Source organism: Streptomyces sp. BBFR51, from assembly GCF_044591655.1.
In the GTDB taxonomy this organism is placed as follows: domain Bacteria; phylum Actinomycetota; class Actinomycetes; order Streptomycetales; family Streptomycetaceae; genus Streptomyces.
Map to the genome: position 1 here is coordinate 1,631,740 of NZ_CP172448.1, position 25,130 is coordinate 1,656,869.

Genomic DNA, 25,130 nt, shown 5'->3' on the forward strand with positions numbered 1-25,130 from the left:
CCTGCATTCTCGCAAAGACCACTGACAACCCCCGCGAGCGGATTTCGGATCGGGCGCCGGACGCGCCGAGGCCCGGCGCCCCTTCGGGGGCACCGGGCCTCGTACGTGGCTTCGGCCGGGGGTGTCTTACAGCCCCGCGGCCTGCCGCAGCGCGTCCACGCGGTCGGTGCGCTCCCACGTGAAGTCGGGCAGCTCACGGCCGAAGTGGCCGTAGGCCGCGGTCTGGGCGTAGATCGGGCGGAGCAGGTCGAGGTCGCGGATGATGGCGGCCGGGCGGAGGTCGAAGACCTCGTCGATCGCCTTCTCGATCTTCTCCGTGTCGATCTTGGCGGTGCCGAAGGTCTCCACGAACAGGCCGACCGGCTCGGCCTTGCCGATGGCGTAGGCCACCTGGACCTCGCAACGGGCGGCGAGGCCCGCGGCGACGACGTTCTTGGCGACCCAGCGCATCGCGTAGGCGGCGGAGCGGTCGACCTTGGACGGGTCCTTGCCGGAGAAGGCGCCGCCGCCGTGGCGGGCCATGCCGCCGTAGGTGTCGATGATGATCTTGCGGCCGGTCAGACCGGCGTCGCCCATCGGGCCGCCGATCTCGAAGCGGCCGGTGGGGTTGACCAGGAGACGGTAGTTCTCCGTGTCGAGCTTGATGCCGTCGTCGAGGAGTGCCTTCAGCTCCGGCTCGACGACGAACTCCTTGATGTCGGGCGCCAGCAGCGACTCGAGGTCGATGTCGCTCGCGTGCTGGGAGGAGACGACGACCGTATCGAGACGGACGGCCTTGTCGCCGTCGTACTCGATGGTGACCTGCGTCTTTCCGTCCGGGCGCAGGTAGGGGATCGTGCCGTTCTTGCGGACCTCGGACAGGCGCTTGGACAGGCGGTGGGCCAGGAAGACCGGCAGCGGCATCAGCGTCGGCGTCTCGTCGGACGCGTAACCGAACATCAGGCCCTGGTCACCGGCGCCCTGCCGGTCCAGCTCGTCGGTGTCGTCGCCTGCGGCGGCACCCCCGACCCGGCTCTCGTAGGCCGTGTCGACGCCCTGCGCGATGTCCGGGGACTGGGCACCGATCGAGACCGAGACGCCGCAGGACGCGCCGTCGAAGCCCTTCTTCGAGGAGTCGTAACCGATCTCCAGGATCTTGCCGCGGACGAGGTTGGCGATGTCCGCGTAGGCCTTGGTCGTCACCTCTCCGGCGACGTGCACCAGACCGGTGGTGATCAGGGTTTCGACGGCGACCCGGGAGGTCGGGTCCGCACGCAGAAGCGCGTCGAGAATGGTGTCGCTGATCTGGTCAGCGATCTTGTCGGGGTGACCTTCGGTCACGGACTCCGAGGTGAACAGGCGACGGGACACAACGCTCCCTGGGGTTGCAGCGGCTGCTGGCTGATCATTGGTGGACGGCACGGGGAGCTGCACCCGGCGACGTCCGAGAACAGTTTATCGGTCGCACTCCGCCACGGGCCCACCCTCCCCCGCTCTCGGCTGCGCTCGAGCGGGGGGACCCCCACCAGCTCCTGGGAGGGCTGTGACCTGCAGCACGGGCATTCTGCCCAGAACGAGGTGCCCTTGGCCAGGGTCGCCACGCTCGAATGCGCGGGGTTCGCGAGGAGCGTGGAGTGAATGAGTCATTCAGCCGAGCCGCTCCGCCACGAGGTCCCACACCGTTTCGGCCAGGGCTTCCTTCGGGCCGTGGGCCACCGATGTCTCGCTGCCGTCGGCGCCCAGGACCACCGCCTCGTTCTCCTCCGAGCCGAAGGTCTTGCGCTCCCCCACCTCGTTCACCACGAGGAGGTCGCAGCCCTTGCGCTTCAGCTTGGCCCGGCCGTTGGCCAGGACGTCGTCGGTCTCGGCGGCGAAGCCGACGATCACCTGCCCCGAGCGGGCCCGGGTCCCGGAGATCTCCGCGAGGATGTCCGGGTTGCGCACCAGGGTGATCGGCGCGGGTTCCTGGTCGTCCTTCTTCTTGATCTTCCCGGTGGCGTACGCCGCCGGTCGGAAGTCGGCCACCGCCGCGGCCATGACGACGGCGTCGGCGTCCGCCACGGCCCGCAGCATCGCCTCGCGCAGCTCCACCGCCGTGCCCACCGGCACCACGTCCACGCCGGCCGGGTCGGGCAGCGACGCGTTCGCCGCGACCAGTGTGACGCGGGCGCCGCGAGCGGCGGCGGTGCGGGCGAGGGCGTAGCCCTGCTTGCCGGAGGAGCGGTTGCCGAGGAAGCGGACCGGATCCAGGGGCTCCCTGGTGCCGCCGGCGCTCACGACGACATGGCGGCCGGCGAGGTCGGGCTCCCGTACTCCGCGGGCGAGCACCCGGCGGCAGACCTCGAAGATCTCGCCGGGGTCGGGCAGCCGGCCCTTGCCGGTGTCGACGCCGGTGAGGCGGCCGACGGCGGGCTCGATGACGACGGCACCGCGGCGGCGCAGTGTCGCCACGTTCTCCTGGGTGGCCGGGTGCTCCCACATCTCGGTGTGCATGGCCGGGGCGAAGACGACCGGGCAGCGGGCCGTGAGCAGCGTGTTGGTGAGGAGGTCGTCGGCCAGTCCGTGGGCCGCCTTGGCGAGCATGTCGGCGGTGGCCGGGGCGACGACCACCAGGTCGGCGTGCTGGCCGATGCGCACGTGCGGGACCTCGTGGACGTCGTCCCACACCTCGGTCGACACGGGGTTTCCGGACAGGGCGGACCAGGTGGCGGCGCCGACGAAGTGCAGCGCGGAGGCGGTGGGGACGACCCGGACCTCGTGGCCGGACTCGGTGAGTCTGCGCAGCAGCTCACAGGCCTTGTACGCGGCGATGCCGCCGCTGACCCCCAGAACGACCTTGGGCTTGTCCACCGTCTCTCCCCGGCTCGGATAGCGCGCTCGGACAGCGCGTACGACCCATCACACACCACAGGCCCGGCAGTCGGACTGCCGGGCCTGTGGAAAAGTCAGCACAAGGCTGAAGATATTACCGCCGATACCGCCGGTGTTACTGCGCCGGACCCTCGATGGCCTCGGAGGTCAGCAGCCCCGCGTTGATCTCGCGCAGGGCGATCGAGAGCGGCTTCTCGTGGACGTGGGTGTCGACGAGCGGACCGACGTACTCGAGGAGGCCCTCACCGAGCTGCGAGTAGTACGCGTTGATCTGGCGGGCCCGCTTGGCCGCGTAGATCACGAGGCTGTACTTCGAGTCCGTGGCCTCGAGGAGCTCGTCGATCGGCGGGTTGATGATGCCCTCGGGCGCGGAGATGGAAGAGGACACGCTCTACCTTCCGATGGATGGGAAAGATTAAGTCGGGACGACCACAGGATGAGCAGTGGCGATCACACGACGTTCGTCAAGGCTAGCAGCTCGCGCGCCACGTCCTCGACGGAGGTGTTCACCAGGGTCTGGTCGAACTCCGACTCGGCCGCCAGCTCGACCCTGGCCGCGACGAGGCGGCGCTCGATCACCTCCGGCGGTTCGGTGCCCCGGCCGGTGAGCCGGCGCACCAGCTCCTCCCAGGAGGGCGGGGCGAGGAACACCAGCCGGGCCTCGGGCATGGACTCGCGGACCTGCCGCGCACCCTGGAGGTCGATCTCCAGGAGCACCGGCTCACCGGCCTCCAGGCGCTCCAGCACGGCCGTACGCGGCGTGCCGTAGCGGTTGCCGGCGAACTCGGCCCATTCCAGCAGCTCGCCGTTGGCGATCAGCTTGTCCATCTCCTCGTCGGTGACGAAGAAGTAGTGGACACCGTGCTGCTCGCCCGGGCGGGGCCTGCGGGTCGTCGCCGAGACCGACAGCCATACCTCGGGGTGTTCCTTGCGCATATGGGCGACGACCGTGCTCTTGCCGACCCCGGAGGGGCCGGAGAGCACGGTCAGCCGCGGACGTGCGTCCGGGGGTACGGGGGACGTCCCCCGGGGTGTTGCAGCCATGCAGCGATTATTCCAGCAATCCCGGAGTGGTCCGGACTCAGCTGCCGGTGCTGCCGAACTCGCGCTCCAGGGACGCGATCTGGTTGGACCCGAGACCGCGCACGCGGCGGCTCTCGGAGATGCCCAGTCGCTCCATGATCTGCTTGGCGCGGACTTTGCCCACGCCCGGCAGGGACTCGAGGAGGGCGGAGACCTTCATCTTGCCGATGACGTCGTTCTCCTGACCCTGCTTGATGACCTCGTGGAGGGAGGCGCCGGAGTGCTTGAGTCGATTCTTGACCTCGGCCCGCTCCCGGCGAGCCGCGGCGGCCTTTTCGAGCGCGGCTGCGCGCTGTTCAGGGGTAAGGGGCGGAAGAGCCACGCCTACGTCACCTCGGATGTCGAACTGTCGGATACGGACCGGTGAGGAACCTAGTCGCCCCACACCTGGTGAGCCACGAGCAACACGCTTGCCCGTTGACTCTCGACGGAGACTAGCGGTCAAGTCCGCCAGAGTCAGCGAGAACAGCGGAAAAGTCCTGGTCAGCCTCCGCCAGGCCGGACATTTAGGACATATTGCCTCTGATTTGAGGATGTATCCAGGGTCAGGACGCCGTGACCGCGGTCCGGACCTCCTCCGCGAAACGGTCCGCGGCCGTCCGCAACGCGACCACATCGGGACCGTGACGAAGGACACCCCGGCTGACGTTGGGAACGACGTCGCGCACCGCGGCGCCGAAGACCCGCGGCAGATCCGCGGGGGTGGCTCCCTGCGCGCCGATGCCCGGCGCGAGGAGCGGCCCGTTGATCCCCAGGTCGTACGACGACAGGTCGCCGAGGGTGGCACCGACGACCGCCCCGAAGGACCCGAGGGGCTCCTCCCCCGCGTTCTCGGCGGCCAGGTGGGCCAGCATGGTGGCCCCGACGCTCCGCCCGTCGGCCCGGACCGCGTGCTGGACCTCGCCGCCCTCCGGGTTGGAGGTCAGCGCCAGCACGAACAGCCCCGCGCCGCTCTCGCGGGCCATGTCGACGGCCGGCTTCAGGGAGCCGTAGCCGAGGTACGGCGAGACCGTCAGCGCGTCCGAGAACAGCGGGGCGCCCTTGCGCAGGAAGGACTCGGCGTACGCGGCCATGGTCGAGCCGATGTCGCCGCGCTTGGCGTCCATGACGACCAGCGCGCCGGCCGCCCGCGCCTCCTCGACGGCCTTCTCCAGGACGGCGACACCGCGCGAGCCGAACCGCTCGAAGAAGGCGCTCTGCGGCTTGAGCACGGCGACCCGGTCGGCCATCGCCTCGACGACGGTGCGGCTGAAGCGCTCCAGACCGGCCACGTCGTCGTTGAGCCCCCACTCCGCGAGCAGGGAGGCGTGCGGGTCGATGCCGACGCACAGGGGGCCGCGTTCGTCCATCGCGCGGCGCAGTCGGGCGCCGAAGGGTTCGAGTACCGTCATGCCGGTCACCGTGGCTTTCTCACGTCGGCGCCGACCGCGTCGGCGAGGGTGGCGTACGGGCTCTGCCGCAGGCGTGCGGCGAGTCCCTTGTGGACGTCGCGGGCGTAGAACGGCCCCTCGTAGATGAACGCGCTGTAGCCCTGGACCAGCGTGGCGCCGGCCAGGATGCGCTCCCAGGCGTCCTCGGCGCTCTCGACGCCGCCGACGCCCACCAGGGTGATCCGGTCGCCCACGCGCGCGTACAGGCGGCGCAGCACCTCCAGGGAGCGCTGCTTGAGGGGGGCGCCGGACAGGCCGCCGGTCTCCCGGACGAGAACGGGCGAGGAGGTCAGGCCGAGCCCCTCGCGCGCGATGGTGGTGTTGGTGGCGATGATCCCGTCCAGGCCCAGCTCGACGGCCAGGTCGGCGACCGCGTCCACGTCCTCGTCGGCGAGGTCGGGCGCGATCTTGACCAGCAGGGGGACGCGTCGTGCGGTCACCGCGCGGTCGGCTGCCTCGCGCACGGCGCTCAGGAGCGGGCGCAGCGCCTCGGTCGCCTGGAGGTTGCGCAGACCGGGCGTGTTCGGGGAGGAGACGTTGACGACCAGATAGTCGGCGTGCGGGGCCAGCCGTTCGGCGGACTTCACGTAGTCGCCGGCGGCCTCCTCCTCCGGGACGACCTTCGTCTTGCCGATGTTGACGCCGACGACGGTCCTGAAGACGGGCGTACGGGAGGCCAGGCGGGCGGCGACGGCCAGCGAGCCGTCGTTGTTGAAGCCCATGCGGTTGATCAGCGCCCGGTCGCCCACCAGCCGGAACAGCCGCTTCTTGGGGTTGCCGGGCTGCGGCTCGCCCGTCACGGTGCCGATCTCGACGTGGTCGAAGCCGAGCATCGCCATGCCGTCGACGGCGACCGCGTTCTTGTCGAAGCCCGCGGCGAGCCCGAAGGGCCCGTGCATGCGCAGGCCCAGGGCCTCGGTGCGCAGCTCCTTGTGGCGGGGCGCCAGCGCGGCGGCGACGAAGGTGCGCAGCACGGGGACGCGGGCGGCCAGGCGGATCCAGCGGAAGGCCAGGTGGTGGGCCTGCTCCGGGTCCGTGCGGGAGAAGGCGAGCTTGAAGAAGATCTTGTACATGTGTCCTCGGGAAGCCTCTGTGGCGCTCTGGGGGCTCATGAAGAGCTGGGCTCGTGAAGAGGGGGACACCGTTTCCGGTGTCCCCCTCGGGGCTGCTGGGGGTGTCGTTTGGATCATGCCGGGGTCGCGGGGCTCGGGTCGGCAACAACGCAACGTTGGCTGGAGCCGACCTGATCCAAACGACACCCCCTAGTCGCGGGCCGCGATCAGGAACTCGGCGTGTTCCTGGAGCGAGCGCACTCCCACGTCGCCGTGGTTGAGGGCGTCGATGCCCTGGACCGCCGCCGCCAGCGCCTGGACCGTCGTGAGGCACGGTACGGAGCGGGCCACGGCCGCCGTACGGATGTCGTAGCCGTCGAGGCGGCCGCCGGTGCCGTACGGGGTGTTGACGATGAGGTCGACGCCTCCGTCGTGGATGAGCTGGACGATGGTCTTCTCGCCGTTCGGCCCCGTGCCCTCGGACTGCTTGCGCACGACGGTGGCGTTGATGCCGTTGCGCTTGAGGACCTCGGCGGTGCCGGAGGTGGCGAGCAGTTCGAAGCCGTGGGCGACCAGCTCGCGGGCCGGGAAGATCATCGAGCGCTTGTCCCGGTTGGCGACCGAGATGAAGGCCCGTCCCTTGGTCGGCAGCGGGCCGTAGGCGCCGGCCTGCGACTTGGCGTACGCCGTGCCGAAGACCGAGTCGATGCCCATGACCTCGCCGGTGGAGCGCATCTCCGGGCCGAGGACCGTGTCGACGCCGCGGCCGTGGATGTCCCGGAAGCGGGACCACGGCATCACGGCCTCCTTGACGGAGATGGGCGCGTCCAGCGGCAGCTCGCCGCCGTCGCCCTGCGCCGGAAGCAGTCCCTCGGCGCGCAGCTCGGCGACGGTCGCGCCCAGCGAGATGCGGGCGGCGGCCTTGGCCAGCGGCACGGCGGTCGCCTTCGAGGTGAAGGGGACGGTGCGGGAGGCGCGCGGGTTGGCCTCCAGGACGTAGAGGATGTCCCCGGCCAGCGCGAACTGGATGTTGATCAGACCGCGCACGCCGACACCCTTGGCGATGCCCTCGGTGGAGGCGCGCAGCCGCTTGATGTCGAAGCCGCCGAGGGTGATCGGGGGCAGCGCGCACGCCGAGTCGCCGGAGTGGATGCCGGCCTCCTCGATGTGCTCCATGACGCCGCCGAGGTACAGCTCCTCGCCGTCGTACAGGGCGTCCACGTCGATCTCGATCGCGTCGTCCAGGAAGCGGTCCACCAGGACCGGACGGGACGGGCTGATCTCGGTCGACTCGGCGATGTACGCCTCCAGCCGGGTCTCGTCGTAGACGATCTCCATGCCGCGCCCGCCGAGGACGTAGGAGGGCCGCACGAGCACCGGGTAGCCGATCTCGTCGGCGATGGCCTTGGCCTCGGCGAAGGTGGTGGCGGTGCCGTGCTTGGGGGCCGGCAGCCCGGCCTGGGCCAGCACGCGTCCGAAGGCGCCGCGGTCCTCGGCGGCGTGGATGGCCTCGGGCGAGGTGCCGACGACCGGCACGCCGTTGTCCTTGAGCGCCTGGGCCAGGCCCAGCGGGGTCTGGCCGCCGAGCTGCACGATGACGCCCGCGATCGGGCCCGCCTGCTGCTCCGCGTGGACGATCTCCAGGACGTCCTCCAGGGTGAGCGGCTCGAAGTACAGCCGGTCGGAGGTGTCGTAGTCGGTGGAGACGGTCTCCGGGTTGCAGTTGACCATCACGGTCTCGTACCCGGCGTCGCTCAGCGCGAAGGAGGCGTGGACGCAGGAGTAGTCGAACTCGATGCCCTGGCCGATGCGGTTCGGGCCCGAGCCCAGGATGATCACGGCGGGCTTCTCGCGCCGCGCGACCTCCGTCTCCTCGTCGTAGGAGGAGTAGAAGTACGGCGTCTTCGCGGCGAACTCGGCGGCGCAGGTGTCGACCGTCTTGTAGACCGGGCGGATGCCGAGCGCGTGGCGGACCTCGCGGACGACGTCCTCGCGCAGGCCGCGGATCTCACCGAGCTGCTGGTCGGAGAAGCCGTGCCGCTTGGCCTCGGCGAGCAGGTCGGCGGTCAGCTCGGGGGCGGCGGCCAGTTCGTCGGCGATCTCCTTGATCAGGAAGAGCTGGTCGACGAACCAGGGGTCGATCTTCGTGTACTCGAAGACCTCCTCGGCGGTGGCGCCCGCGCGGATGGCCTGCATGACGGCGTTGATACGGCCGTCGGTGGGCCGGACGGCCTCCCGCAGCAGCTCCAGCTTGTCGCCGGGCTCGCCGACGAAGGTGAACTGGCTGCCCTTCTTCTCCAGCGAGCGCAGCGCCTTCTGGAAGGCCTCGGTGAAGTTGCGGCCGATGGCCATGGCCTCGCCGACCGACTTCATGGTGGTGGTCAGCGTCGAGTCCGCGCTCGGGAACTTTTCGAAGGCGAACCGCGGGGCCTTGACGACCACGTAGTCGAGCGTCGGCTCGAAGGAGGCCGGGGTCTCCTGGGTGATGTCGTTGGGGATCTCGTCCAGCGTGTAGCCGACGGCCAGCTTGGCGGCGATCTTGGCGATCGGGAAACCGGTCGCCTTGGAGGCGAGCGCCGAGGAGCGCGACACGCGCGGGTTCATCTCGATGACGATGACCCGGCCGTCCTCGGGGTTCACCGCGAACTGGATGTTGCAGCCGCCGGTGTCGACGCCGACCTCGCGGATGATCGCGATGCCGACGTCGCGCAGCACCTGGTACTCGCGGTCGGTCAGGGTCATCGCGGGCGCGACGGTGATCGAGTCGCCGGTGTGCACGCCCATGGGGTCGAAGTTCTCGATGGAGCAGACGACCACGACGTTGTCGTGCTTGTCGCGCATCAGCTCCAGCTCGTACTCCTTCCAGCCGAGGATGGACTCCTCCAGGAGCACCTCGGTGGTCGGCGAGAGGGTGAGGCCCTGCCCGGCGATGCGGCGCAGCTCCTCCTCGTCGTGGGCGAAGCCGGAGCCGGCACCGCCCATGGTGAAGGAGGGGCGGACGACGACCGGGTAGCCGCCGAGCGCCTCGACGCCCCCCAGGACGTCGTCCATGGAGTGGCAGATGTAGGAGCGGGCCGACTCGCCGTGGCCGATCTTCTTGCGGACCTCCTCGACGACGTCCTTGAAGAGGTCGCGGTCCTCGCCCTTGTTGATCGCCTCGACATTGGCGCCGATCAGCTCGACACCGTACTTCTCCAGCACACCCTGGTCGTGCATGGAGATCGCGGTGTTGAGGGCGGTCTGGCCGCCGAGCGTCGGCAGCAGCGCGTCGGGCCGCTCCTTGGCGATGATCTTCTCGACGAACTCGGGGGTGATCGGCTCGACGTAGGTGGCGTCGGCGATCTCCGGGTCGGTCATGATCGTCGCCGGGTTGGAGTTCACCAGGACGACGCGCAGGCCCTCGGCCTTGAGCACGCGGCACGCCTGGGTGCCGGAGTAGTCGAACTCGGCGGCCTGGCCGATGACGATCGGGCCGGAGCCGATGACCAGGACGGACTGGATATCGGTGCGCTTAGGCACGCTGGCCCTCCATCGGAGCTGTGCTCATCAAAGACGTGAAGCGGTCGAACAGGTAGGCGGCGTCGTGCGGGCCGGCTGCCGCTTCGGGGTGGTACTGGACACTGAAGGCCGGCCGGTCGAGGAGCTGGAGCCCCTCCACCACGTTGTCGTTGAGGCAGACGTGGGAGACCTCGGCGCGGCCGTAGGGGGTCTCGGAGACCTTGTCGAGCGGGGCGTCCACAGCGAAGCCGTGGTTGTGCGCGGTGACCTCGACCTTGCCGGTCATACGGTCCTGCACCGGCTGGTTGATGCCGCGGTGGCCGTACTTCAGCTTGAAGGTGCCGAAGCCGAGGGCGCGGCCCAGGATCTGGTTGCCGAAGCAGATGCCGAACAGCGGGGTGCCGCGCTCCAGGACGCCTTGCATCACGGAGACCGCGTGGTCGGCGGTGGAGGGGTCGCCGGGGCCGTTGGAGAAGAACACGCCGTCCGGGTTGACGGCGTAGACGTCGTCGACGGTGGCCGTGGCGGGCAGGACGTGCACCTCGATGCCGCGCTCGGCCATGCGGTGCGGGGTCATGCCCTTGATGCCGAGGTCGACGGCGGCGACGGTGTACTTCTTCTCACCGATGGCCGGGACGACGTACGCCTCGGTGGTGGCGACCTCGGCGGACAGGTCGGCGCCGCTCATCTCGGGGGCCTGGCGGACCTCGGCGAGCATGGTGCCCTCGTCGGGCAGCGCCTGGCCGGAGAAGATGCCGACGCGCATGGCCCCGCGCTCGCGCAGGTGGCGGGTGAGGGCGCGGGTGTCGATGCCGCTGATGCCGACGACGCCCTGGGCGGCCAGCTCCTGGTCCAGCGAGCGCGTGGAGCGCCAGTTGGAGGGCACGCGCGCGGGGTCGCGCACGACGTAGCCGGAGACCCAGATCTTCTTGGACTCCATGTCCTCGTCGTTGACGCCCGTGTTGCCGATGTGCGGGGCGGTCATGACGACGACCTGGCGGTGGTACGACGGGTCGGTGAGGGTCTCCTGGTAGCCGGTCATGCCGGTGGAGAACACGGCTTCGCCGAAGGTGGCCCCCACGGCCCCGTAGGCACGGCCGCGGAAGATCCGGCCGTCCTCCAGGACGAGTACGGCGGGAGTCCTGTCAACTCCCCTGGTGGAGGTCGTCATCGTGCGCCTTCCGTTTCCGTCTTGTTGATCATGTCGTTCAGTGTTTCGACCCACTCGTTGTGCTCGGCCGCGTGGTCGGAGCGGAAGCCGGAGTCGATCAGCTTGTCGCCGTGGGCCCAGGTGACGACCAGCAGGCCGCCCTCGGTGAGGACCTTGCCGGCGATGCCCTTGTCGAGCCGGGCCTCGCGCAGCGCGGTGACGGGGACGAAGAAGTCGGCGGCGCCGGGGCGTACGACGTCCAGTCCCGCGTCCGTGAGGGTCAGCTCGACCCGGCTGCGGGTGCCCAGGCCGTGCGCCACGATGCGGTCCAGCCACTGACCGGCGGTGGTGGAGCCGTGGTAGCGGCCGCTCAGGACCAGTTTCGCCGCGCCCGGCTCGTCCGGCGCGCCGGGGAGGGCGGGCAGGTCGCTCTGGAGCGTGCCGCGCCACTTCCAGCCCTCGCGCATCAGCCAGTACACGAGCGCGACGAACAGGCCGAGGCCGACGACCCAGCCGACGCGGGCGGCCCAGTCGGTCACTTGCGCCGATTCCTTCTCGGCGGCCAGCAGGATTACCGGTGCTACAGATGTCACGTGAGCTTCCCGTCGACGAGCGTGGCCTTGCCCCGCAGCCACGTGTGCGTCACACGGCCCGGCAGCTCACGACCCTCGTACGGGGTGTTGCGACTGCGCGAGGCGAAGCCCGCGGGGTCCACCTGGCCACGGTATTCCGTGTCGACGAGGGTGAGGTTGGCGGGCTCACCGGCCGAGACGGGTCGGCCGTGTCCGGTGGCCTGTCCGATCTGCGCGGGCTTGGAGGACATCCGGTCGGCGACGCCGGCCCAGTCCAGCAGGCCCGTTTCCACCATGGTCTCCTGCACCACCGACAGCGCGGTCTCCAGGCCCACCATCCCCATGGCGGCGGCGGCCCACTCGCAGTCCTTGTCCTCGTGCGGGTGCGGGGCGTGGTCGGTGGCGACGATGTCGATGGTGCCGTCGGCGAGCGCCTCGCGCAGGGCCAGCACGTCACGTTCGGTGCGCAGCGGCGGGTTGACCTTGTAGACCGGGTTGTACGACCGGACCAGCTCGTCGGTGAGGAGCAGGTGGTGCGGGGTGACCTCGGCGGTGACGTCGATGCCGCGGGACTTGGCCCAGCGGACGATCTCGACGGACCCGGCGGTGGACAGGTGGCAGATGTGGACGCGGGAGCCGACGTGCTCGGCGAGCAGCACGTCCCGCGCGATGACCGACTCCTCGGCGACGGCGGGCCAGCCGCCGAGGCCCAGCTCGGCGGAGACGACGCCCTCGTTCATCTGGGCGCCCTCGGTGAGCCGGGGCTCCTGGGCGTGCTGGGCGACGACTCCGCCGAAGGCCTTCACGTACTCCAGGGCGCGGCGCATGATCACGGCGTCGTGGACGCACTTGCCGTCGTCGGAGAAGACGGTGACACCGGCCGCGGACTCGTGCATGGCGCCCAGCTCGGCGAGCTTGGCGCCCTCCAGGCCGACGGTGACGGCGCCGATGGGCTGCACGTCGCAGTAGCCGGACTCCTGGCCGAGCCGCCAGACCTGCTCGACGACGCCGGCGGTGTCGGCGACGGGGAAGGTGTTGGCCATGGCGAAGACGTTGGTGTAGCCGCCGCTCGCCGCGGCGCGGGTGCCGGTGAGGACGGTCTCGGAGTCCTCGCGGCCGGGCTCGCGCAGATGGGTGTGCAGGTCGACGAGGCCGGGCAGCAGCACCTTGCCGTCGGCCTCGACGACCTCGACGACCTCGGCGCCCTCGGCGGACAGGTTCCGGCCGACCGCATCGATGACGGTGCCGTCGATCAGCACGTCCTGGGGCTCGCCGCCGAGCACCTTCGCACCGCGGATCAGGATCTTGCTCATGCTCTTACTTCTCCTCGGTGGGGCGGGCGTGGGTGACGGCGGGTTCGTTGCCGCCGAGCAGCAGGTACAGGACGGCCATCCGGATGGAGACGCCGTTGGTGACCTGCTCGACGACCGTGCAGCGGTCGGAGTCGGCGACCTCGGCGGTGATCTCCATGCCCCGGACCATCGGTCCTGGGTGCATCACGATGGCGTGGTCGGGCATCTTCGCCATGCGGTCGCCGTCGAGGCCGTAGCGGCGGGAGTACTCGCGCTCGGTCGGGAAGAACGCGGCGTTCATCCGCTCGCGCTGCACGCGCAGCAGCATCACCGCGTCGGACTTGGGAAGCGTCGAGTCGAGGTCGTAGGAGACCTCGCAGGGCCAGGTCTCGACGCCGACCGGCAGCAGGGTGGGCGGGGCGACCAGGGTGACCTCGGCGCCGAGGGTGTGCAGCAGGTCGACGTTGGAGCGGGCGACGCGGCTGTGCAGGATGTCGCCGACGAGCGTGATCCGGCGTCCGTCCAGGTCCTTGCCGAGGCCGGCGTCGCGGCCGACCAGGCGGCGGCGCATCGTGAAGGCGTCGAGCAGGGCCTGGGTGGGGTGCTGGTGGGTGCCGTCCCCCGCGTTGACCACGGCCGCGTCGATCCAGCCGGAGGTGGCCAGCCGGTACGGGGCGCCGGAGGCGCTGTGCCGGATGACGACGGCGTCGACGCCCATGGCCTCCAGCGTCTGGGCGGTGTCCTTCAGGGACTCGCCCTTGGAGACGCTGGAGCCCTTGGCGGTGAAGTTGATGACGTCCGCGGACAGGCGCTTCTCGGCGGCCTCGAAGGAGATCCGGGTCCGGGTGGAGTCCTCGAAGAAGAGGTTGACGACGGTACGGCCGCGCAGGGTCGGCAGTTTCTTGATCGGCCGGTCCGCGACCCGGGCCATCTCCTCGGCGGTGTCGAGGATCAGGACGGCGTCGTCGCGGGTGAGGTCGGCGGCCGAGATGAGATGACGCTGCATCTGTCAGGCTCCGTAAGGCGATTCAAGCGGAAGAGCGGGATAATTCGGGCGGCCGGGCGTGCGTGTGGGCGCACCGAGCGGGCGGACGGCACGGCTGGACGCGTACGCGGGGTGCTAAGGGTGGGCGCCCGGGGCGGCCGGCTTGGCACCGAGCAGCACGGTGTCGCGACCGTCCTCCTCGGCGAGCTGGACCTTGACCGTCTCCCGCAGCGACGTGGGGAGGTTCTTGCCGACGTAGTCGGCGCGGATGGGCAGTTCGCGGTGGCCGCGGTCGACGAGGACGGCGAGCTGCACCGCGCGCGGGCGGCCGATGTCGTTCAGCGCGTCGAGGGCGGCGCGGATGGTGCGGCCGGAGAAGAGCACGTCGTCGACGAGGACGACCAGCCGGCCGTCGATGCCGTCGCCGGGAATCTCGGTGCGGGCCAGCGCACGCGGCGGGTGCATGCGCAGGTCGTCGCGGTACATGGTGATGTCGAGCGAGCCGACGGGCATCTTGCGCTCGGTGATCTGCTCCAGCTTGTCGGCGAGCCGCCGGGCGAGGAAGACGCCCCGGGTCGGAATGCCGAGGAGCACCACGTCGTCGGCGCCCTTGGCGCGTTCGACGATCTCGTGGGCGATGCGGGTCAGGACCCGTGCGATGTCGGGCCCTTCCAGAACGGGCCGGGCGTCCTGCGCGGCGTTCTGCTGCTGGTCGTGCTGGTCGTGCGGTGCGTCCATGGGAAACGGACCTCCTTCTCCGCCTCACGGGACGGATCTTAAAGGACGTCGGATATGCGCCACCTACGGTAGCAGGCTCACAGATCCGCCCTCGCGGCCCCCCTGACACTCCCCCGTCACTCTTCTGCCCCACCCGTGTCACCCGCTCGGAGTAACGGAAGGCGGATACCACGGAAGAGTCGGTGCGGACCATTCGGCTTGACGCAGCAGAGTAACGCTGCGTAACCTCACAGTGAGTTACCAGCCGCGCGGCCGACAACACAGCCTGCCGCGTCGACACCTTGTCCGGGGAGCCATATGTCCAGCGAATACGCCAAACAGCTCGGGGCCAAGCTCCGGGCCATCCGCACCCAGCAGGGCCTTTCCCTCCACGGTGTCGAGGAGAAGTCCCAGGGCCGCTGGAAGGCCGTCGTGGTCGGCTCGTACGAGCGCGGCGACCGTGCCGTGACCGTGCAGCGCCTCGCCGAGCTGGCGGACTTCTACGGCGTTCCCGTGCAGGAGCTGCTGCCGGGCACCACCCCTGGCGGTGCCGCCGAGCCGCCGCCGAAGCTGGTCCTGGACCTGGAGCGGCTGGCCACCGTGCCGGCCGAGAAGGCGGGCCCGCTCCAGCGGTACGCGGCCACGATCCAGTCTCAGCGCGGCGACTACAACGGCAAGGTGCTCTCGATCCGCCAGGACGACCTGCGCACCCTCGCCGTCATCTACGACCAGTCGCCCTCGGTCCTCACCGAGCAGCTGATCAGCTGGGGCGTGCTGGACGCGGACGCGCGCCGCGCGGTGGCGTCCCACGACGAGCTCTGAGCCCCACCGCCTCAGCAGAAACGTGCCGCCGGGGTGGCCGAAACCGTTCATTCGGTTCCGGCCACCCCGGCGGCTTTATGACGTCGTGGCCCTCAACGCCCTAGGGGCGCGGGGGCTGTGTCAACTCTGCGGCTACCGCCGCGCGGGCGCGACAAGCCACAGACAACCCGCAGCCGCTGGTCTCCCCGCACCCCCACGACGCCGCGTCCCCCGCAAAACCCGCGGAGCTACTCGCGGCGCAGCGAGGGCTTCAGGTCCTTCAGCCGGCCGAGCAGGCCGTTGACGAAAGCGGGCGACTCGTCCGTGGAGAACTCCTTCGCCAGCTGCACCATCTCGTCCAGGACGACGGCGTCCGGGGTCTCGTCGACCCAGACCAGCTCGTACGCGCCCAGGCGCAGGATGTTGCGGTCGACGACCGGCATCCGGTCGAGCGTCCAGCCGACCGAGTACTGGGCGATCAGCTCGTCGATGCGCTCGGCGCGTGCCGCGTAGCCCTCGACCAGCTCCATCGTGTACTCGCTCACGGGCGGCTGCCGGGTGTCGGCCCGGGAGTGCCGGACCCAGTCGGCGAGCACCGTCAGGACGTCGGCGCCGCGCTGATCGCCCTCGAAGAGGATCTGGAAGGCGCGTTTGCGGGCCGTGTTGCGAGCAGCCACGGTTAGCTGTTCACCCGGCCGAGGTAGTCGCTGGAGCGGGTGTCGACCTTGATCTTCTCACCGGTGGTGATGAAGAGCGGGACGCTGATCTGGTGACCGGTCTCCAGCGTGGCGGGCTTGTTGCCACCGGTGGAGCGGTCGCCCTGGACGCCCGGCTCGGTCTCCTTGACGACGAGCTCGACGGCGGCCGGCAGCTCGACGAAGAGCACCTCGCCCTCGTGCTGCGCGACGGTGGCGGTGAAGCCCTCGATCAGGAAGTTGGCGGCGTCGCCGACGGCCTTGCGGTCGACCATCAGCTGGTCGTAGGTCTCCATGTCCATGAAGACGAAGTACTCGCCGTCCATGTAGGAGAACTGCATGTCGCGCTTGTCGACAGTGGCCGTCTCGACCTTGACGCCGGCGTTGAAGGTCTTGTCGACGACCTTGCCGGAAAGCACGTTCTTGAGCTTGGTGCGCACGAAGGCGGGGCCCTTGCCGGGCTTGACGTGCTGGAACTCGACGACGGACCAGAGCTGGCCGCCTTCGAGCTTGAGCACCAGGCCGTTCTTGAGGTCGTTCGTGGAAGCCACGGTTGCGGAATCTCCTGGGACTGGACTGACGTGGACGACCCGGGAGCGTACGCACAGCGCGAAGCTAGAGCGCGAGCAGCTCCTTGGTCGTGATGGTGAGTAGCTCGGGTCCGCCGTCCGCCTCGGGGCGCACGACGAGCGTGTCATCGATCCGGACCCCGCCCCGGCCCGGGAGGTGGACCCCCGGTTCGACGGTGACCGGCACACAAGCGTCCAGTTTACCCATGGCCGCAGGGGCCAACTGCGGGTCCTCGTCGATTTCGAGTCCGACACCGTGACCGGTGAGGGCCGGCAGGTTCTCCGCGTACCCCGCAGAGTCCAGTGCCTGGCGGGCGGCGCGGTCCACATCACGGCAGGCGGCGCCGGGTGCGAGCGCCTCACGTCCGGCCCGCTGGGCGGAGAAGACGAGGTCGTACAGCTCGATCTGCCAGTCGGCCGGCGAGGTCCCGATGACGAACGTACGGCCGATCTCGCAACGGTATCCGCGGTACGTGGCGCCCAGGCAGACGGAGAGGAAGTCGCCCTCCTCCACGCGCCGGTCGGTGGGCCGGTGGCCGCGGCGCCCGGAGTTCGGGCCCGTGCCGACGGAGGTGGGGAAGGCCGGGCCGTCGGCTCCGTGGTCGACGAGGCGGCGTTCCAGCTCCAGGGCGAGATGCCGTTCGGTGCGGCCGACCAGGATGGACTCCAGGAGTTCGCCGAGGGCCTGGTCGGCGATCTCGGCGCCGATGCGCAGGCAGGAGATCTCCTCCTCGTCCTTGACCACCCGGAGCTGCTCGACCGCCTGTCCCAGGTCGGTCAGGCGCAGCCGGGGCGCGACCGAGCGCATGGCACGGTGCCGGACCACGGTGAGGTGGTGGTCCTCGGTGGCGAGGGACTCGGCGCCCTGGTCCGCGGCGAAGCCGGACGCCGCGACGGCCGGATCCCCGCCGGGGCCGGGCAGCGCGCGCATCGGCAGCGAGTCGTCGGGCCGTCCGTCGGCCGGCCGGTCGTCCGGCGGGCCCGAGCAGACCAGCAGGTCCTCGGTCTTGCCGAGCAGGAGCACGGCGCCGTGCGGGGCGGCGCCCGCGAGATAGCGCACGTTGGCGGGCCGGGAGACGAGCGCCGCCGCGCTGCCGCCCGCGTTGCAGCGTTCCCGTAGGCGCGTCCGGCGGGCCGCGTAGACCTCTGACATGAGCCGAGCGTATGGGCTCCGCTGCGGGGGCGCCGCCTGGGAGAGGCCGAGTGGGGAGGTGTGCGGGTGCGCCCTGCGTGCGCCTGCTGGGGTGGGGCTCGGCGTTGTGTGGCGGCTGCCGGCCGGTGGGGGCCTCTCGCGCAGTTCCCCGCGCCCCTTCAGGGCGCTTCCCTGGCCCCTGCTTACCAGTTCGGGGGGCTTGCTATGGAGCGGGACAGGACCTCGTTGAGGACCTGGGCCGTCTCCGGTACGTCGAGTTGGGAGTTGTCGATGATCGGGAGGCCGGAGCCGTACCAGCCAGCCATGCGGCCGTGGATGCGGGCGACCTCCTCGTCGGTCAGCCGCCGGTTGCCGCTGCGTTCGGCGTTGCGCTCCAGGACGATGTCCAGCCCCGGCAGGAGGACCACCGGGAGCAGGCCGGGGCCGACGTGCCGCTTCCAGCCGCCGAGGCCGACGACCGGGCGGTCCGGGAAGACGGCGTCGTCGAGGATGCACGAGATGCCGTTGGCGAGGAAGTTGCGCGCGGAGAAGCCGCAGGTGCGGCGGGCCAGGCGGTACTGCGCCTCCGAGTGTTCGTTCCACCCGGTCTGGGGGTCGGCGAAGCCGGAGCGGACCCATTCGCGGACGTCGTCGAGGCTGATGTGCGCGGTGGGGACCCGGCGGTGGTCCGCCCAGTACTTGGCGACGCTGGTCTTGCCGGCGCCCGCGGGGCCTATGAGCAGCACCGCGAGGGTGGTCGTGGTGGGGTCGGGCGCGGCGGCCGTGGCGGGGGGCACGCTGGGCACGGCCACCGGGCCGCCGGGCGGCAGCGGCACGTGGCCGGTGGTGTCCGGCACCGGCGGGGCGGGGGCCGGCTGGGGCGGGCCCGCGGCCGGCGGCGGCGACGGGGCCTGCTGCGGTGCCGCGGAGTGCGGGGCCGGCAGGGGGTGCCCAGGCGCCGAGGGCGGCGGCACGGGGGCGGCGGGACCCTGGTGCGGGCCGGGGTGGTGTGCGGCCGGGGACCAGCCGACGGCCGGTCCGTGCCCCGGCTGGTGGGGCGGCGGCAGCGGAGGACCCACTGGGTGCTGCATCCGGTGCCACTCCGTCTCGTACAGGCGATGGGCGCTGACGGCGGGACGGGTGCCCGCCCCTGTGCTACCGAACGGTACCGTCCCCGGCCGTCGTTTGGTGAACGGCCGGGGGCGGCCCGAAGTGCCCGTCCGACAGGTCGAATCGGACGGAAGGCGCACCGGGGTACTACTCACCCACCTCGCCGTAGGCGGCGAGGAGGACGGCCGGGTCGGGGCCCTCCAGCACGGTGGGCTTGGCGAGGCCGTCCAGGACGATGAAGCGCAGCACGTCGCCGCGGGACTTCTTGTCGACCTTCATGTTCTCGACCAGCTTGGGCCACTGGTCGTACCGGTAGTGCAGCGGCAGCCCGACGGCTTCGAGGACGGCGCGGTGGCGGTCGGCGGTGACGTCGTCCAGCCGGCCCGCCAGACGGCCCAGTTCGGCGGCGAAGTGCATGCCGACGGAGACGGCGGCGCCGTGGCGCCACTTGTAGCGCTCGTTCTTCTCGATGGCGTGGCCGAGGGTGTGGCCGTAGTTGAGGATCTCCCTGAGGCCCGCTTCCTTCAGGTCGGACGAGACGACCTCGGCCTTGACGTTGATGGAGCGCACGATCAGCTCGGCGGTGTGCGGTCCGGCCGGGGTGCGCGCGGCCTGGGGGTCGGACTCGATGAGGTCGAGGATCACCGGATCGGCGATGAAGCCGGCCTTGATGACCTCGGCCAGCCCGGAGACGTAGTCGTTGACCGGCAGCGAGTCCAGGGCGGCCAGGTCGCACAGGACACCGGCCGGCGGGTGGAAGGAGCCGACGAGGTTCTTGCCCTCGGCGGTGTTGATGCCGGTCTTCCCGCCGACGGCCGCGTCCACCATGGCCAGCACGGTGGTGGGCACGGCGATCCAGCGCACCCCGCGCAGCCAGGTCGCGGCGACGAATCCGGCCAGGTCGGTGCTGGCCCCGCCGCCGACCCCGATGATGACGTCGGTGCGGGTGAACCCGGACTGTCCGAGCGCCTTCCAGCAGTACGCGGCGACCTCGGCGGTCTTGGCCTCCTCCGCGTTGGGCACCTGGATGGCGATCGCCTCGTAGCCCTGCTCGGCGAGGTCGGCGCGCAAGGCGTCACCGGTTTCGGCCAGCGCCTCCGGGTGGATCACCGCGACCCGTTTGGCCTTCGCGCCGATGAGGCCGCCCAGCTCTCCCAGCAGCTGACGGCCCACCAGGACCTCGTAGGGGTCGGATCCGGCGGTGCCGCCGATCTGGATCCGGGTGACTGCCTCGCTCATGCTTCCTTCAGCTCCAGTGCGTCCAGGGCGGCTTGGGTGACTTCTTCGGGCGTACGGCCGTCGGTGGCCACGACCGCGGCGGCCACCTCCTCGTACAGGTGCCGACGGGCCTCCATCAGCTCGCGCCACTGCTTGCGCGGGTTGACCGCCAGCAGCGGACGCGCCGCGTTCAGGCCGGTGCGCTTGACCGCCTCCTCGACGTCCATCGAGAGGTAGACGACCCGCTGCCCGGCGAGCAGCGCGCGCGTGTCCGCGTCCAGGATCGCGCCGCCGCCGAGGGCGAGGACTCCGTCGTGCCCGGTGAGCGCGGCGCGCACGGCGTTCTTCTCCCGCTCGCGGAAGGCGGGCTCGCCCTCGTCCACGAAGATCTCGGCGATGCTGCGCCCCTCGGCGGAGACGATGTCCTCGTCCGTGTCCCGGTAGCCGACGCCGAGTCGCCCGGCCAGCAGCTGTCCGACGGTGGACTTGCCGACGCCCATCGGGCCGACGAGGACGACCAGCGGGGCCCCGCTCATCGGATGGCCAGGTTGTCGAGGTACGAGGTCACGTTGCGGCGGGTCTCGGCGACCGAGTCGCCGCCGAACTTCTCCGCGACGGCGTCCGCGAGCACGAGGGCCACCATGGCCTCGGCGACGATCCCGGCGGCCGGTACGGCGGACACGTCGGAGCGCTGGTGGTGAGCCTGCGTGGCCTCGCCGGTGGTCACGTCCACGGTCTTCAGGGCGCGCGGCACGGTCGCGATCGGCTTCATCGCGGCGCGCACCCGCAGCAGCTCACCGGTGGTGAGGCCGCCCTCGGTGCCGCCGGAGCGGCCGGAGACCCGGCGGATGCCGTCGGGCGTGCTCACGATCTCGTCGTGGGCCCGGGAGCCGGGCACCCGGGCCAGCTCGAAGCCGTCGCCGATCTCGACGCCCTTGATCGCCTGGATACCCATGAGGGCGCCCGCGAGCCGCGCGTCGAGCTTGCGGTCCCAGTGGACGTGCGAGCCGAGGCCCACCGGCACGCCGTAGGCGAGGATCTCGACGACGCCGCCGAGGGTGTCGCCGTCCTTGTGGGCCTGGTCGATCTCGGCGACCATCGCCTTCGACGCGTCCGCGTCCAGGCAGCGCACGGGGTCGGCGTCCAGCTTCTCGACATCGGCAGGCGTCGGGTACACGCCGTGGGGCGCCTTCGCCCCGGCCAGCTCGACGACATGGCTGACGATCTCGACGCCGGTCGTCTCCTTCAGGTACGACCGGGCCACCGCGCCCAGCGCCACCCGGGCCGCCGTCTCACGGGCCGAGGCGCGCTCCAGGATCGGCCGGGCCTCGTCGAAGCCGTACTTCTGCATGCCCGCGAGGTCGGCGTGACCGGGCCGGGGCCGGGTGAGCGGGGCGTTGCGGGCGAGTCCGGCCAGCACCTCGGGGTCCACCGGGTCGGCCGCCATGACCTGCTCCCACTTGGGCCACTCGGTGTTGCCGACCATGACGGCGACCGGGGAGCCCATCGTCAGACCGTGCCGGACGCCACCGAGGAAGGTGACCTCGTCGCGCTCGAACTTCATCCGCGCGCCGCGACCGTAGCCGAGCCGCCGCCTCGCCAGGTGGTCCGCCACCATGTCGGTGGTGATCGGCACGCCGGCGGGCAGGCCCTCCAGCGTCGCGACGAGTGCGGGACCGTGGGACTCCCCCGCGGTCAGCCAGCGCAACCTGCTCAACGGTGCTCCTCAGTGCTCGCGCCCCGGTATGGCCTGCGTACGCGTCCTGTCCGCGTGCGCGACGGCTCGACCGGGTGCGCGGCCCCGGTCCGCCGTCTTCGATCCTCCCACGTTCGGCCCCCGGGACCGGCCGACGGTCCATTTGACGGACGGGCGGACGCGGGTCCCGGTCGGCGTCAGGCGGGGCCGTTCCCCTGCTGCCGCGAGGGAGCGTAGGAACCGAGGAAGTCGGCGCCGCTCTCCTCCTGCCGCGGCGGGGCGTAGGGACCGAGGAAGTCGGCGCCCCTCTCCTCCTGCCGCGGCGGGGCGTACGGCCCCAGATGGTCGGCGCCGGTGCTCTGGCCGTGCCGGGCCGCGGTGGGCACGGCCTGGCCGTCGCGCAGGGTGCGCCGCCGGGCGATCCGGCGCTTCAGTTTGATCACCCAGCTCGCCACGACGGCGAGGACGATCAGGGCGAGCACCGTGATCTGCACCCAGTCGGGCAGGAAGCCCAGCACGGACTCGAAGATCTGGCTCTTGACGGAGGCCAGCGGCACGCCTGTGTACATGGATCGTCTTCCCCCTCCGTTCCGCCCCCTGCGGAACGGGACGGATCCTAGCGGTCCGCGAGCGCGTGCTCTCCCGCTTTTCGCATGGCGGCCAGCGGCGCCGGAGCGCGGCCGGTCATCTGCTCCACCTGGAGCACCGCCTGGTGGAGCAGCAGGTCGAGGCCGCTGACGACGGCACCGCCGTACGCCGACCAGCGGGCGGCGAGCGCGGTGGGCCAGGGGTCGTAGAGCACGTCGAAGAGGGTCGCCGGCGTCTCGGGGACGGCGGCGCCGAGGGCGTCGGTGGCGCCGGCCGGCGTGGTGGCCACGACCAGCGGGGCGTGCAGCGCCTCCTCGGCGTCGGCCCAGTCCGCGATGCGCACGTCGACGTCCAGCCGCTCGGCCCAGCCCCGCATCTCGGCGGCGCGCGCCGCGCTGCGGACGTAGACGGCGACCTCGCCGGTGCAGATCCGGGCCAGCGCGGCCAGCGCGGAGGAGGCGGTGGCGCCCGCGCCGAGGACCGCGGCGGTCTCGACCTGCTCGATGCCGTGCTCGCGCAGCGCGGCGACCATGCCGGGGATGTCGGTGTTGTCGCCGGTCCTGCGGCCGTCCTCGGTGACGACCACGGTGTTCACCGCGTCCACGGAGGCCGCCGTGTCGCTGATCCCGTCGAGCAGCGGGATCACCGCCCGCTTGAGCGGCATGGTCAGCGACAGCCCCGCCCACTCGGGACCCAGTTCCTCGAAGAAGCCGGGCAGTGCCGCCTCGTCGATGTCGAAACAGTCGTACGTCCAGTCCGCCAGCCCCAGCTCCGCATAGGCGGCGCGGTGCAGTACCGGGGAGAGGGAGTGGGCGATCGGGGAGCCGAGAACGGCGGCCCTGCGACGGTCAGTTGCCGGAGCTGGCATCGAACTTGTCCTTCAGCCTCAGGAACTCGTCGTGTGTCTTCGCGAACTCGGTCTTCTTCACGCCGTCGGTCGCCACGAAGTAGATCCAGCCGTCCTTCGTGGGGTTGAGCGCCGCTTGCAGGGCCTCTTCGCCGGGGTTGCCGATGGGACCGGGCGGCAGGCCCTTGTTGGTGTAGGTGTTGTACGGGTCCGTGTTGGTGTTGATCTCGGACTCGCTGATGTGGATCTTGCTCTGACCCTTCAGGTAGTTGAAGGACGAGTCGAACTGGAGCTTCTGGTTCGTCTCGGTGTTGGACTCCTTGAGCCGGTTGTAGATGACCTCGGACATCTTGCGGAAGTCGTCGTGCGTCTTGCCCTCCGCCTGCAGCAGGCTCGCCACGGTGAGCAGTTCCCACGGCCCCTCGAGGCCGAGGCCCTCCGCCTTCTTCTCGAGGCCGATCTTCTCGTACTGCTCGCTGGCACGCGCCACCATCTGCTTGAGCACGTCCTCGGGCTTCTGTCCCTTGGCCGCCGAGTAGCTGGACGGGTACAGGAAGCCCTCCAGCGGGTCCTTCACGTTCTTGTGGTTCAGCGCCCAGTCGGGCAGGCCGAGGCTCTTGTACTCGGACTTGGCGACCTTGGCGGTGGTGCCTTCCTTCACCTCGAGGCGCTTGTCGATGAGCTTGTAGACGTCGACGTTGCGCCTGCCCTCGGCAATGATCAGGTTGCTGCGGCTCTTCGGGTTGAGCAGGAGTTCGACCGCGCTCTCGGCCGACATCTCCTTCTGCAGCGTGTAGACGCCGTCCTGGATGCTCTTGCCCTGCGGGTTGCTCTGCTGGGCCGCGATGAAGGCGTCGACGCTCTTCACCACGCCCTGCCGCTTCAGCTCCTGGCCGATCGTCGAGCCGCCCGCGCCCTTGGGAATGGTGACGGTCACCTGCTCGCCGTTGCCCTCGCCCGCGAAGTCCGGGGCCGCGCCGAAACGATCCTGGTAAAACTGGTAGCCGAAATAGCCGACGCCCGCCACACCGCCGCCCAGCACCAGGCAGACCACCAGACAGGCGCATCCACTGCGGCGCTTCTTGGGCTTGCCGCCCCGGCTCCTGCGGTCCTCGCGGCCGTCGTCCGCCGCGTCGTCCTCGTCACCGTCGTCCCCGCCCGCGAAGAAGGCGTGCTCGCCCTCGTCGGGACCGGGGTCCCAGTCGGTGCGCTGCGGCTCGGGCTCGGCGCGCCGGCGGGCGGGCGGCTCCGGCGGCGGGTAGGCCTCAGGGGTGCCGTAGAAGTCGGGCTGCTCCGCGCCGTAGCCGCCGGCCTGCTGTCCGTAGGGGTCGGACGGCTCGGCCGGGTACTGGGCGTGGGGATGCGCGCCGGTGCTCCAGCCGCCGTTGTCATAGCCCTGCTGGCCCGGCTGGCCCTGCTGCGGCTGGTGGGGCTGGGGTGCGTATTGCTGGTCGTACTGCTGCTGGTTGTACTGCTGACCGTACTGGTGCTGGTCGTACTGCGGCCGGCCGTACTGGTCGTACTGCGGCTCGGGGTGCTGGTGGCCGTACTGGTCGTACTGCGGCTGCCCGCCGCCGTACCCCGACTGGCCGCCGTCGCCCCAGTCGCCGTACTGCTGCTGCGCCTGCTGCTCCGGATACTGCTGCGGCTGGCCGCCGTAGGGGGACTGCTGACCCGCGTGGGCCTGCTGTCCTCCCCATCCGCCGTCCCCGTACAACGGGTCCTCCGGATGCCACGGTTCGGAGCCTGGGCCCCGGCCATACTCAGTCATGGATCCCCTAGAGCCGCGAGGCGACGGGGGGGGCGCGGCCTGTGCCGAAGGGCCCGCTTCCGTTCCGCCTCTTG

General features: G+C 71.0%; 24 protein-coding genes. 1 reads left to right on the forward strand and 23 read right to left on the reverse strand.

What is annotated here, in order from left to right:
- Window positions 1-126: 126 nt before the first annotated feature.
- The 13 genes from metK to pyrR form a co-directional block, all read right to left on the reverse strand.
- On the reverse strand, window positions 127-1,350 hold the full coding sequence (metK, locus tag ACGH7X_RS07315; protein WP_399882788.1) for a methionine adenosyltransferase: 1,224 nt from the start codon (window positions 1,348-1,350) through the stop codon (window positions 127-129).
- A gap of 276 nt (window positions 1,351-1,626) precedes the next feature.
- Window positions 1,627-2,829, reverse strand: coding sequence for a bifunctional phosphopantothenoylcysteine decarboxylase/phosphopantothenate--cysteine ligase CoaBC (coaBC, locus tag ACGH7X_RS07320; protein WP_399882790.1), 1,203 nt, complete (start codon window positions 2,827-2,829; stop codon window positions 1,627-1,629).
- 136 nt (window positions 2,830-2,965) lie between these two features.
- Window positions 2,966-3,238, reverse strand: a complete 273-nt coding sequence (gene rpoZ / locus ACGH7X_RS07325; RefSeq protein ID WP_003977348.1) for a DNA-directed RNA polymerase subunit omega — start codon at window positions 3,236-3,238, stop codon at window positions 2,966-2,968.
- Between the two features lie 62 nt (window positions 3,239-3,300).
- The gene (gene gmk, locus ACGH7X_RS07330; RefSeq protein ID WP_399882792.1) at window positions 3,301-3,894 is read right to left on the reverse strand and encodes a guanylate kinase; all 594 of its coding nucleotides are present in this window, start codon (window positions 3,892-3,894) and stop codon (window positions 3,301-3,303) included.
- A 37-nt stretch (window positions 3,895-3,931) separates the two neighbouring features.
- Window positions 3,932-4,255, reverse strand: a complete 324-nt coding sequence (locus ACGH7X_RS07335) for an integration host factor (RefSeq protein ID WP_003977346.1) — start codon at window positions 4,253-4,255, stop codon at window positions 3,932-3,934.
- A 223-nt stretch (window positions 4,256-4,478) separates the two neighbouring features.
- On the reverse strand, window positions 4,479-5,324 hold the full coding sequence (gene pyrF, locus ACGH7X_RS07340; protein WP_399882794.1) for an orotidine-5'-phosphate decarboxylase: 846 nt from the start codon (window positions 5,322-5,324) through the stop codon (window positions 4,479-4,481).
- Between the two features lie 5 nt (window positions 5,325-5,329).
- Window positions 5,330-6,436, reverse strand: a complete 1,107-nt coding sequence (locus ACGH7X_RS07345) for a quinone-dependent dihydroorotate dehydrogenase (RefSeq protein WP_399882796.1) — start codon at window positions 6,434-6,436, stop codon at window positions 5,330-5,332.
- Between the two features lie 189 nt (window positions 6,437-6,625).
- On the reverse strand, window positions 6,626-9,934 hold the full coding sequence (gene carB / locus ACGH7X_RS07350) for a carbamoyl-phosphate synthase large subunit (RefSeq protein WP_399882798.1): 3,309 nt from the start codon (window positions 9,932-9,934) through the stop codon (window positions 6,626-6,628).
- Entirely contained in the window at window positions 9,927-11,084 is a 1,158-nt protein-coding gene (carA, locus tag ACGH7X_RS07355) for a glutamine-hydrolyzing carbamoyl-phosphate synthase small subunit (protein ID WP_399882800.1), read from the reverse strand. Before carA ends, carB begins: the two co-directional genes overlap by 8 nt.
- Window positions 11,081-11,656, reverse strand: coding sequence for a hypothetical protein (locus ACGH7X_RS07360; RefSeq protein ID WP_399882802.1), 576 nt, complete (start codon window positions 11,654-11,656; stop codon window positions 11,081-11,083). The genes carA and ACGH7X_RS07360 overlap by 4 nt, the downstream gene beginning before the upstream one ends.
- The gene (locus ACGH7X_RS07365; protein WP_399882804.1) at window positions 11,653-12,948 is read right to left on the reverse strand and encodes a dihydroorotase; all 1,296 of its coding nucleotides are present in this window, start codon (window positions 12,946-12,948) and stop codon (window positions 11,653-11,655) included. Before ACGH7X_RS07365 ends, ACGH7X_RS07360 begins: the two co-directional genes overlap by 4 nt.
- 4 nt (window positions 12,949-12,952) lie before the next feature.
- Window positions 12,953-13,933: an aspartate carbamoyltransferase catalytic subunit gene (locus tag ACGH7X_RS07370; protein WP_399882806.1), complete on the reverse strand. Its 981-nt coding sequence runs from the start codon at window positions 13,931-13,933 to the stop codon at window positions 12,953-12,955.
- A 114-nt stretch (window positions 13,934-14,047) separates the two neighbouring features.
- Window positions 14,048-14,650, reverse strand: coding sequence for a bifunctional pyr operon transcriptional regulator/uracil phosphoribosyltransferase PyrR (gene pyrR / locus ACGH7X_RS07375; RefSeq protein ID WP_399882808.1), 603 nt, complete (start codon window positions 14,648-14,650; stop codon window positions 14,048-14,050).
- Between the two features lie 297 nt (window positions 14,651-14,947).
- Between pyrR and bldD the strand changes: the two genes are divergently transcribed.
- Complete coding sequence (bldD, locus tag ACGH7X_RS07380) at window positions 14,948-15,451, forward strand: transcriptional regulator BldD (protein WP_003977337.1); 504 nt, start codon at window positions 14,948-14,950, stop codon at window positions 15,449-15,451.
- 227 nt (window positions 15,452-15,678) lie between these two features.
- Here the strand turns inward: bldD and nusB are convergent, their stop codons facing one another.
- From nusB to mltG, 10 genes are all read right to left on the reverse strand, one after another.
- Entirely contained in the window at window positions 15,679-16,107 is a 429-nt protein-coding gene (nusB, locus tag ACGH7X_RS07385) for a transcription antitermination factor NusB (RefSeq protein ID WP_399882810.1), read from the reverse strand.
- A 2-nt stretch (window positions 16,108-16,109) separates the two neighbouring features.
- On the reverse strand, window positions 16,110-16,676 hold the full coding sequence (gene efp, locus ACGH7X_RS07390) for an elongation factor P (protein WP_399882812.1): 567 nt from the start codon (window positions 16,674-16,676) through the stop codon (window positions 16,110-16,112).
- Between the two features lie 64 nt (window positions 16,677-16,740).
- The gene (locus ACGH7X_RS07395; RefSeq protein ID WP_399882814.1) at window positions 16,741-17,847 is read right to left on the reverse strand and encodes an aminopeptidase P family protein; all 1,107 of its coding nucleotides are present in this window, start codon (window positions 17,845-17,847) and stop codon (window positions 16,741-16,743) included.
- A 182-nt stretch (window positions 17,848-18,029) separates the two neighbouring features.
- Entirely contained in the window at window positions 18,030-18,917 is an 888-nt protein-coding gene (locus ACGH7X_RS07400) for a Pro-rich N-terminal domain-containing protein (RefSeq protein WP_399882816.1), read from the reverse strand.
- A 166-nt stretch (window positions 18,918-19,083) separates the two neighbouring features.
- A complete protein-coding gene (aroB, locus tag ACGH7X_RS07405) occupies window positions 19,084-20,175 on the reverse strand; it encodes a 3-dehydroquinate synthase (protein WP_399882818.1) in 1,092 nt (363 codons plus the stop codon).
- The gene (locus ACGH7X_RS07410) at window positions 20,172-20,690 is read right to left on the reverse strand and encodes a shikimate kinase (protein ID WP_399882820.1); all 519 of its coding nucleotides are present in this window, start codon (window positions 20,688-20,690) and stop codon (window positions 20,172-20,174) included. The genes aroB and ACGH7X_RS07410 overlap by 4 nt, the downstream gene beginning before the upstream one ends.
- Window positions 20,687-21,871 carry a chorismate synthase gene (gene aroC / locus ACGH7X_RS07415; protein ID WP_399882822.1) on the reverse strand — a complete coding sequence of 395 codons (1,185 nt, stop codon included), beginning with the start codon at window positions 21,869-21,871 and terminating at the stop codon, window positions 20,687-20,689. Before aroC ends, ACGH7X_RS07410 begins: the two co-directional genes overlap by 4 nt.
- A gap of 176 nt (window positions 21,872-22,047) precedes the next feature.
- Window positions 22,048-22,419 carry a hypothetical protein gene (locus ACGH7X_RS07420; RefSeq protein WP_399882824.1) on the reverse strand — a complete coding sequence of 124 codons (372 nt, stop codon included), beginning with the start codon at window positions 22,417-22,419 and terminating at the stop codon, window positions 22,048-22,050.
- A 47-nt stretch (window positions 22,420-22,466) separates the two neighbouring features.
- The gene (locus tag ACGH7X_RS07425; RefSeq protein WP_399882826.1) at window positions 22,467-23,306 is read right to left on the reverse strand and encodes a shikimate dehydrogenase; all 840 of its coding nucleotides are present in this window, start codon (window positions 23,304-23,306) and stop codon (window positions 22,467-22,469) included.
- Entirely contained in the window at window positions 23,287-25,056 is a 1,770-nt protein-coding gene (gene mltG / locus ACGH7X_RS07430) for an endolytic transglycosylase MltG (protein WP_399882827.1), read from the reverse strand. Before mltG ends, ACGH7X_RS07425 begins: the two co-directional genes overlap by 20 nt.
- Window positions 25,057-25,130: the final 74 nt, after the last annotated feature.

What these genes read in the sequence shown, in the direction of transcription:
- gmk (WP_399882792.1), bottom strand. Translation starts at nt 3,894, where the DNA reads ATGGCTGCAACACCCCGGGGGACGTCCCCCGTACCCCCGGACGCACGT.
- pyrF (WP_399882794.1), bottom strand. Translation starts at nt 5,324, where the DNA reads ATGACGGTACTCGAACCCTTCGGCGCCCGACTGCGCCGCGCGATGGAC.
- ACGH7X_RS07345 (WP_399882796.1), bottom strand. Translation starts at nt 6,436, where the DNA reads ATGTACAAGATCTTCTTCAAGCTCGCCTTCTCCCGCACGGACCCGGAG.
- carA (WP_399882800.1), bottom strand. Translation starts at nt 11,084, where the DNA reads ATGACGACCTCCACCAGGGGAGTTGACAGGACTCCCGCCGTACTCGTC.
- ACGH7X_RS07365 (WP_399882804.1), bottom strand. Translation starts at nt 12,948, where the DNA reads ATGAGCAAGATCCTGATCCGCGGTGCGAAGGTGCTCGGCGGCGAGCCC.
- ACGH7X_RS07370 (WP_399882806.1), bottom strand. Translation starts at nt 13,933, where the DNA reads ATGCAGCGTCATCTCATCTCGGCCGCCGACCTCACCCGCGACGACGCC.
- pyrR (WP_399882808.1), bottom strand. Translation starts at nt 14,650, where the DNA reads ATGGACGCACCGCACGACCAGCACGACCAGCAGCAGAACGCCGCGCAG.
- bldD (WP_003977337.1), top strand. Translation starts at nt 14,948, where the DNA reads ATGTCCAGCGAATACGCCAAACAGCTCGGGGCCAAGCTCCGGGCCATC.
- ACGH7X_RS07395 (WP_399882814.1), bottom strand. Translation starts at nt 17,847, where the DNA reads ATGTCAGAGGTCTACGCGGCCCGCCGGACGCGCCTACGGGAACGCTGC.
- ACGH7X_RS07400 (WP_399882816.1), bottom strand. Translation starts at nt 18,917, where the DNA reads ATGCAGCACCCAGTGGGTCCTCCGCTGCCGCCGCCCCACCAGCCGGGG.
- aroB (WP_399882818.1), bottom strand. Translation starts at nt 20,175, where the DNA reads ATGAGCGAGGCAGTCACCCGGATCCAGATCGGCGGCACCGCCGGATCC.
- ACGH7X_RS07410 (WP_399882820.1), bottom strand. Translation starts at nt 20,690, where the DNA reads ATGAGCGGGGCCCCGCTGGTCGTCCTCGTCGGCCCGATGGGCGTCGGC.
- ACGH7X_RS07420 (WP_399882824.1), bottom strand. Translation starts at nt 22,419, where the DNA reads ATGTACACAGGCGTGCCGCTGGCCTCCGTCAAGAGCCAGATCTTCGAG.
- ACGH7X_RS07425 (WP_399882826.1), bottom strand. Translation starts at nt 23,306, where the DNA reads ATGCCAGCTCCGGCAACTGACCGTCGCAGGGCCGCCGTTCTCGGCTCC.
- mltG (WP_399882827.1), bottom strand. Translation starts at nt 25,056, where the DNA reads ATGACTGAGTATGGCCGGGGCCCAGGCTCCGAACCGTGGCATCCGGAG.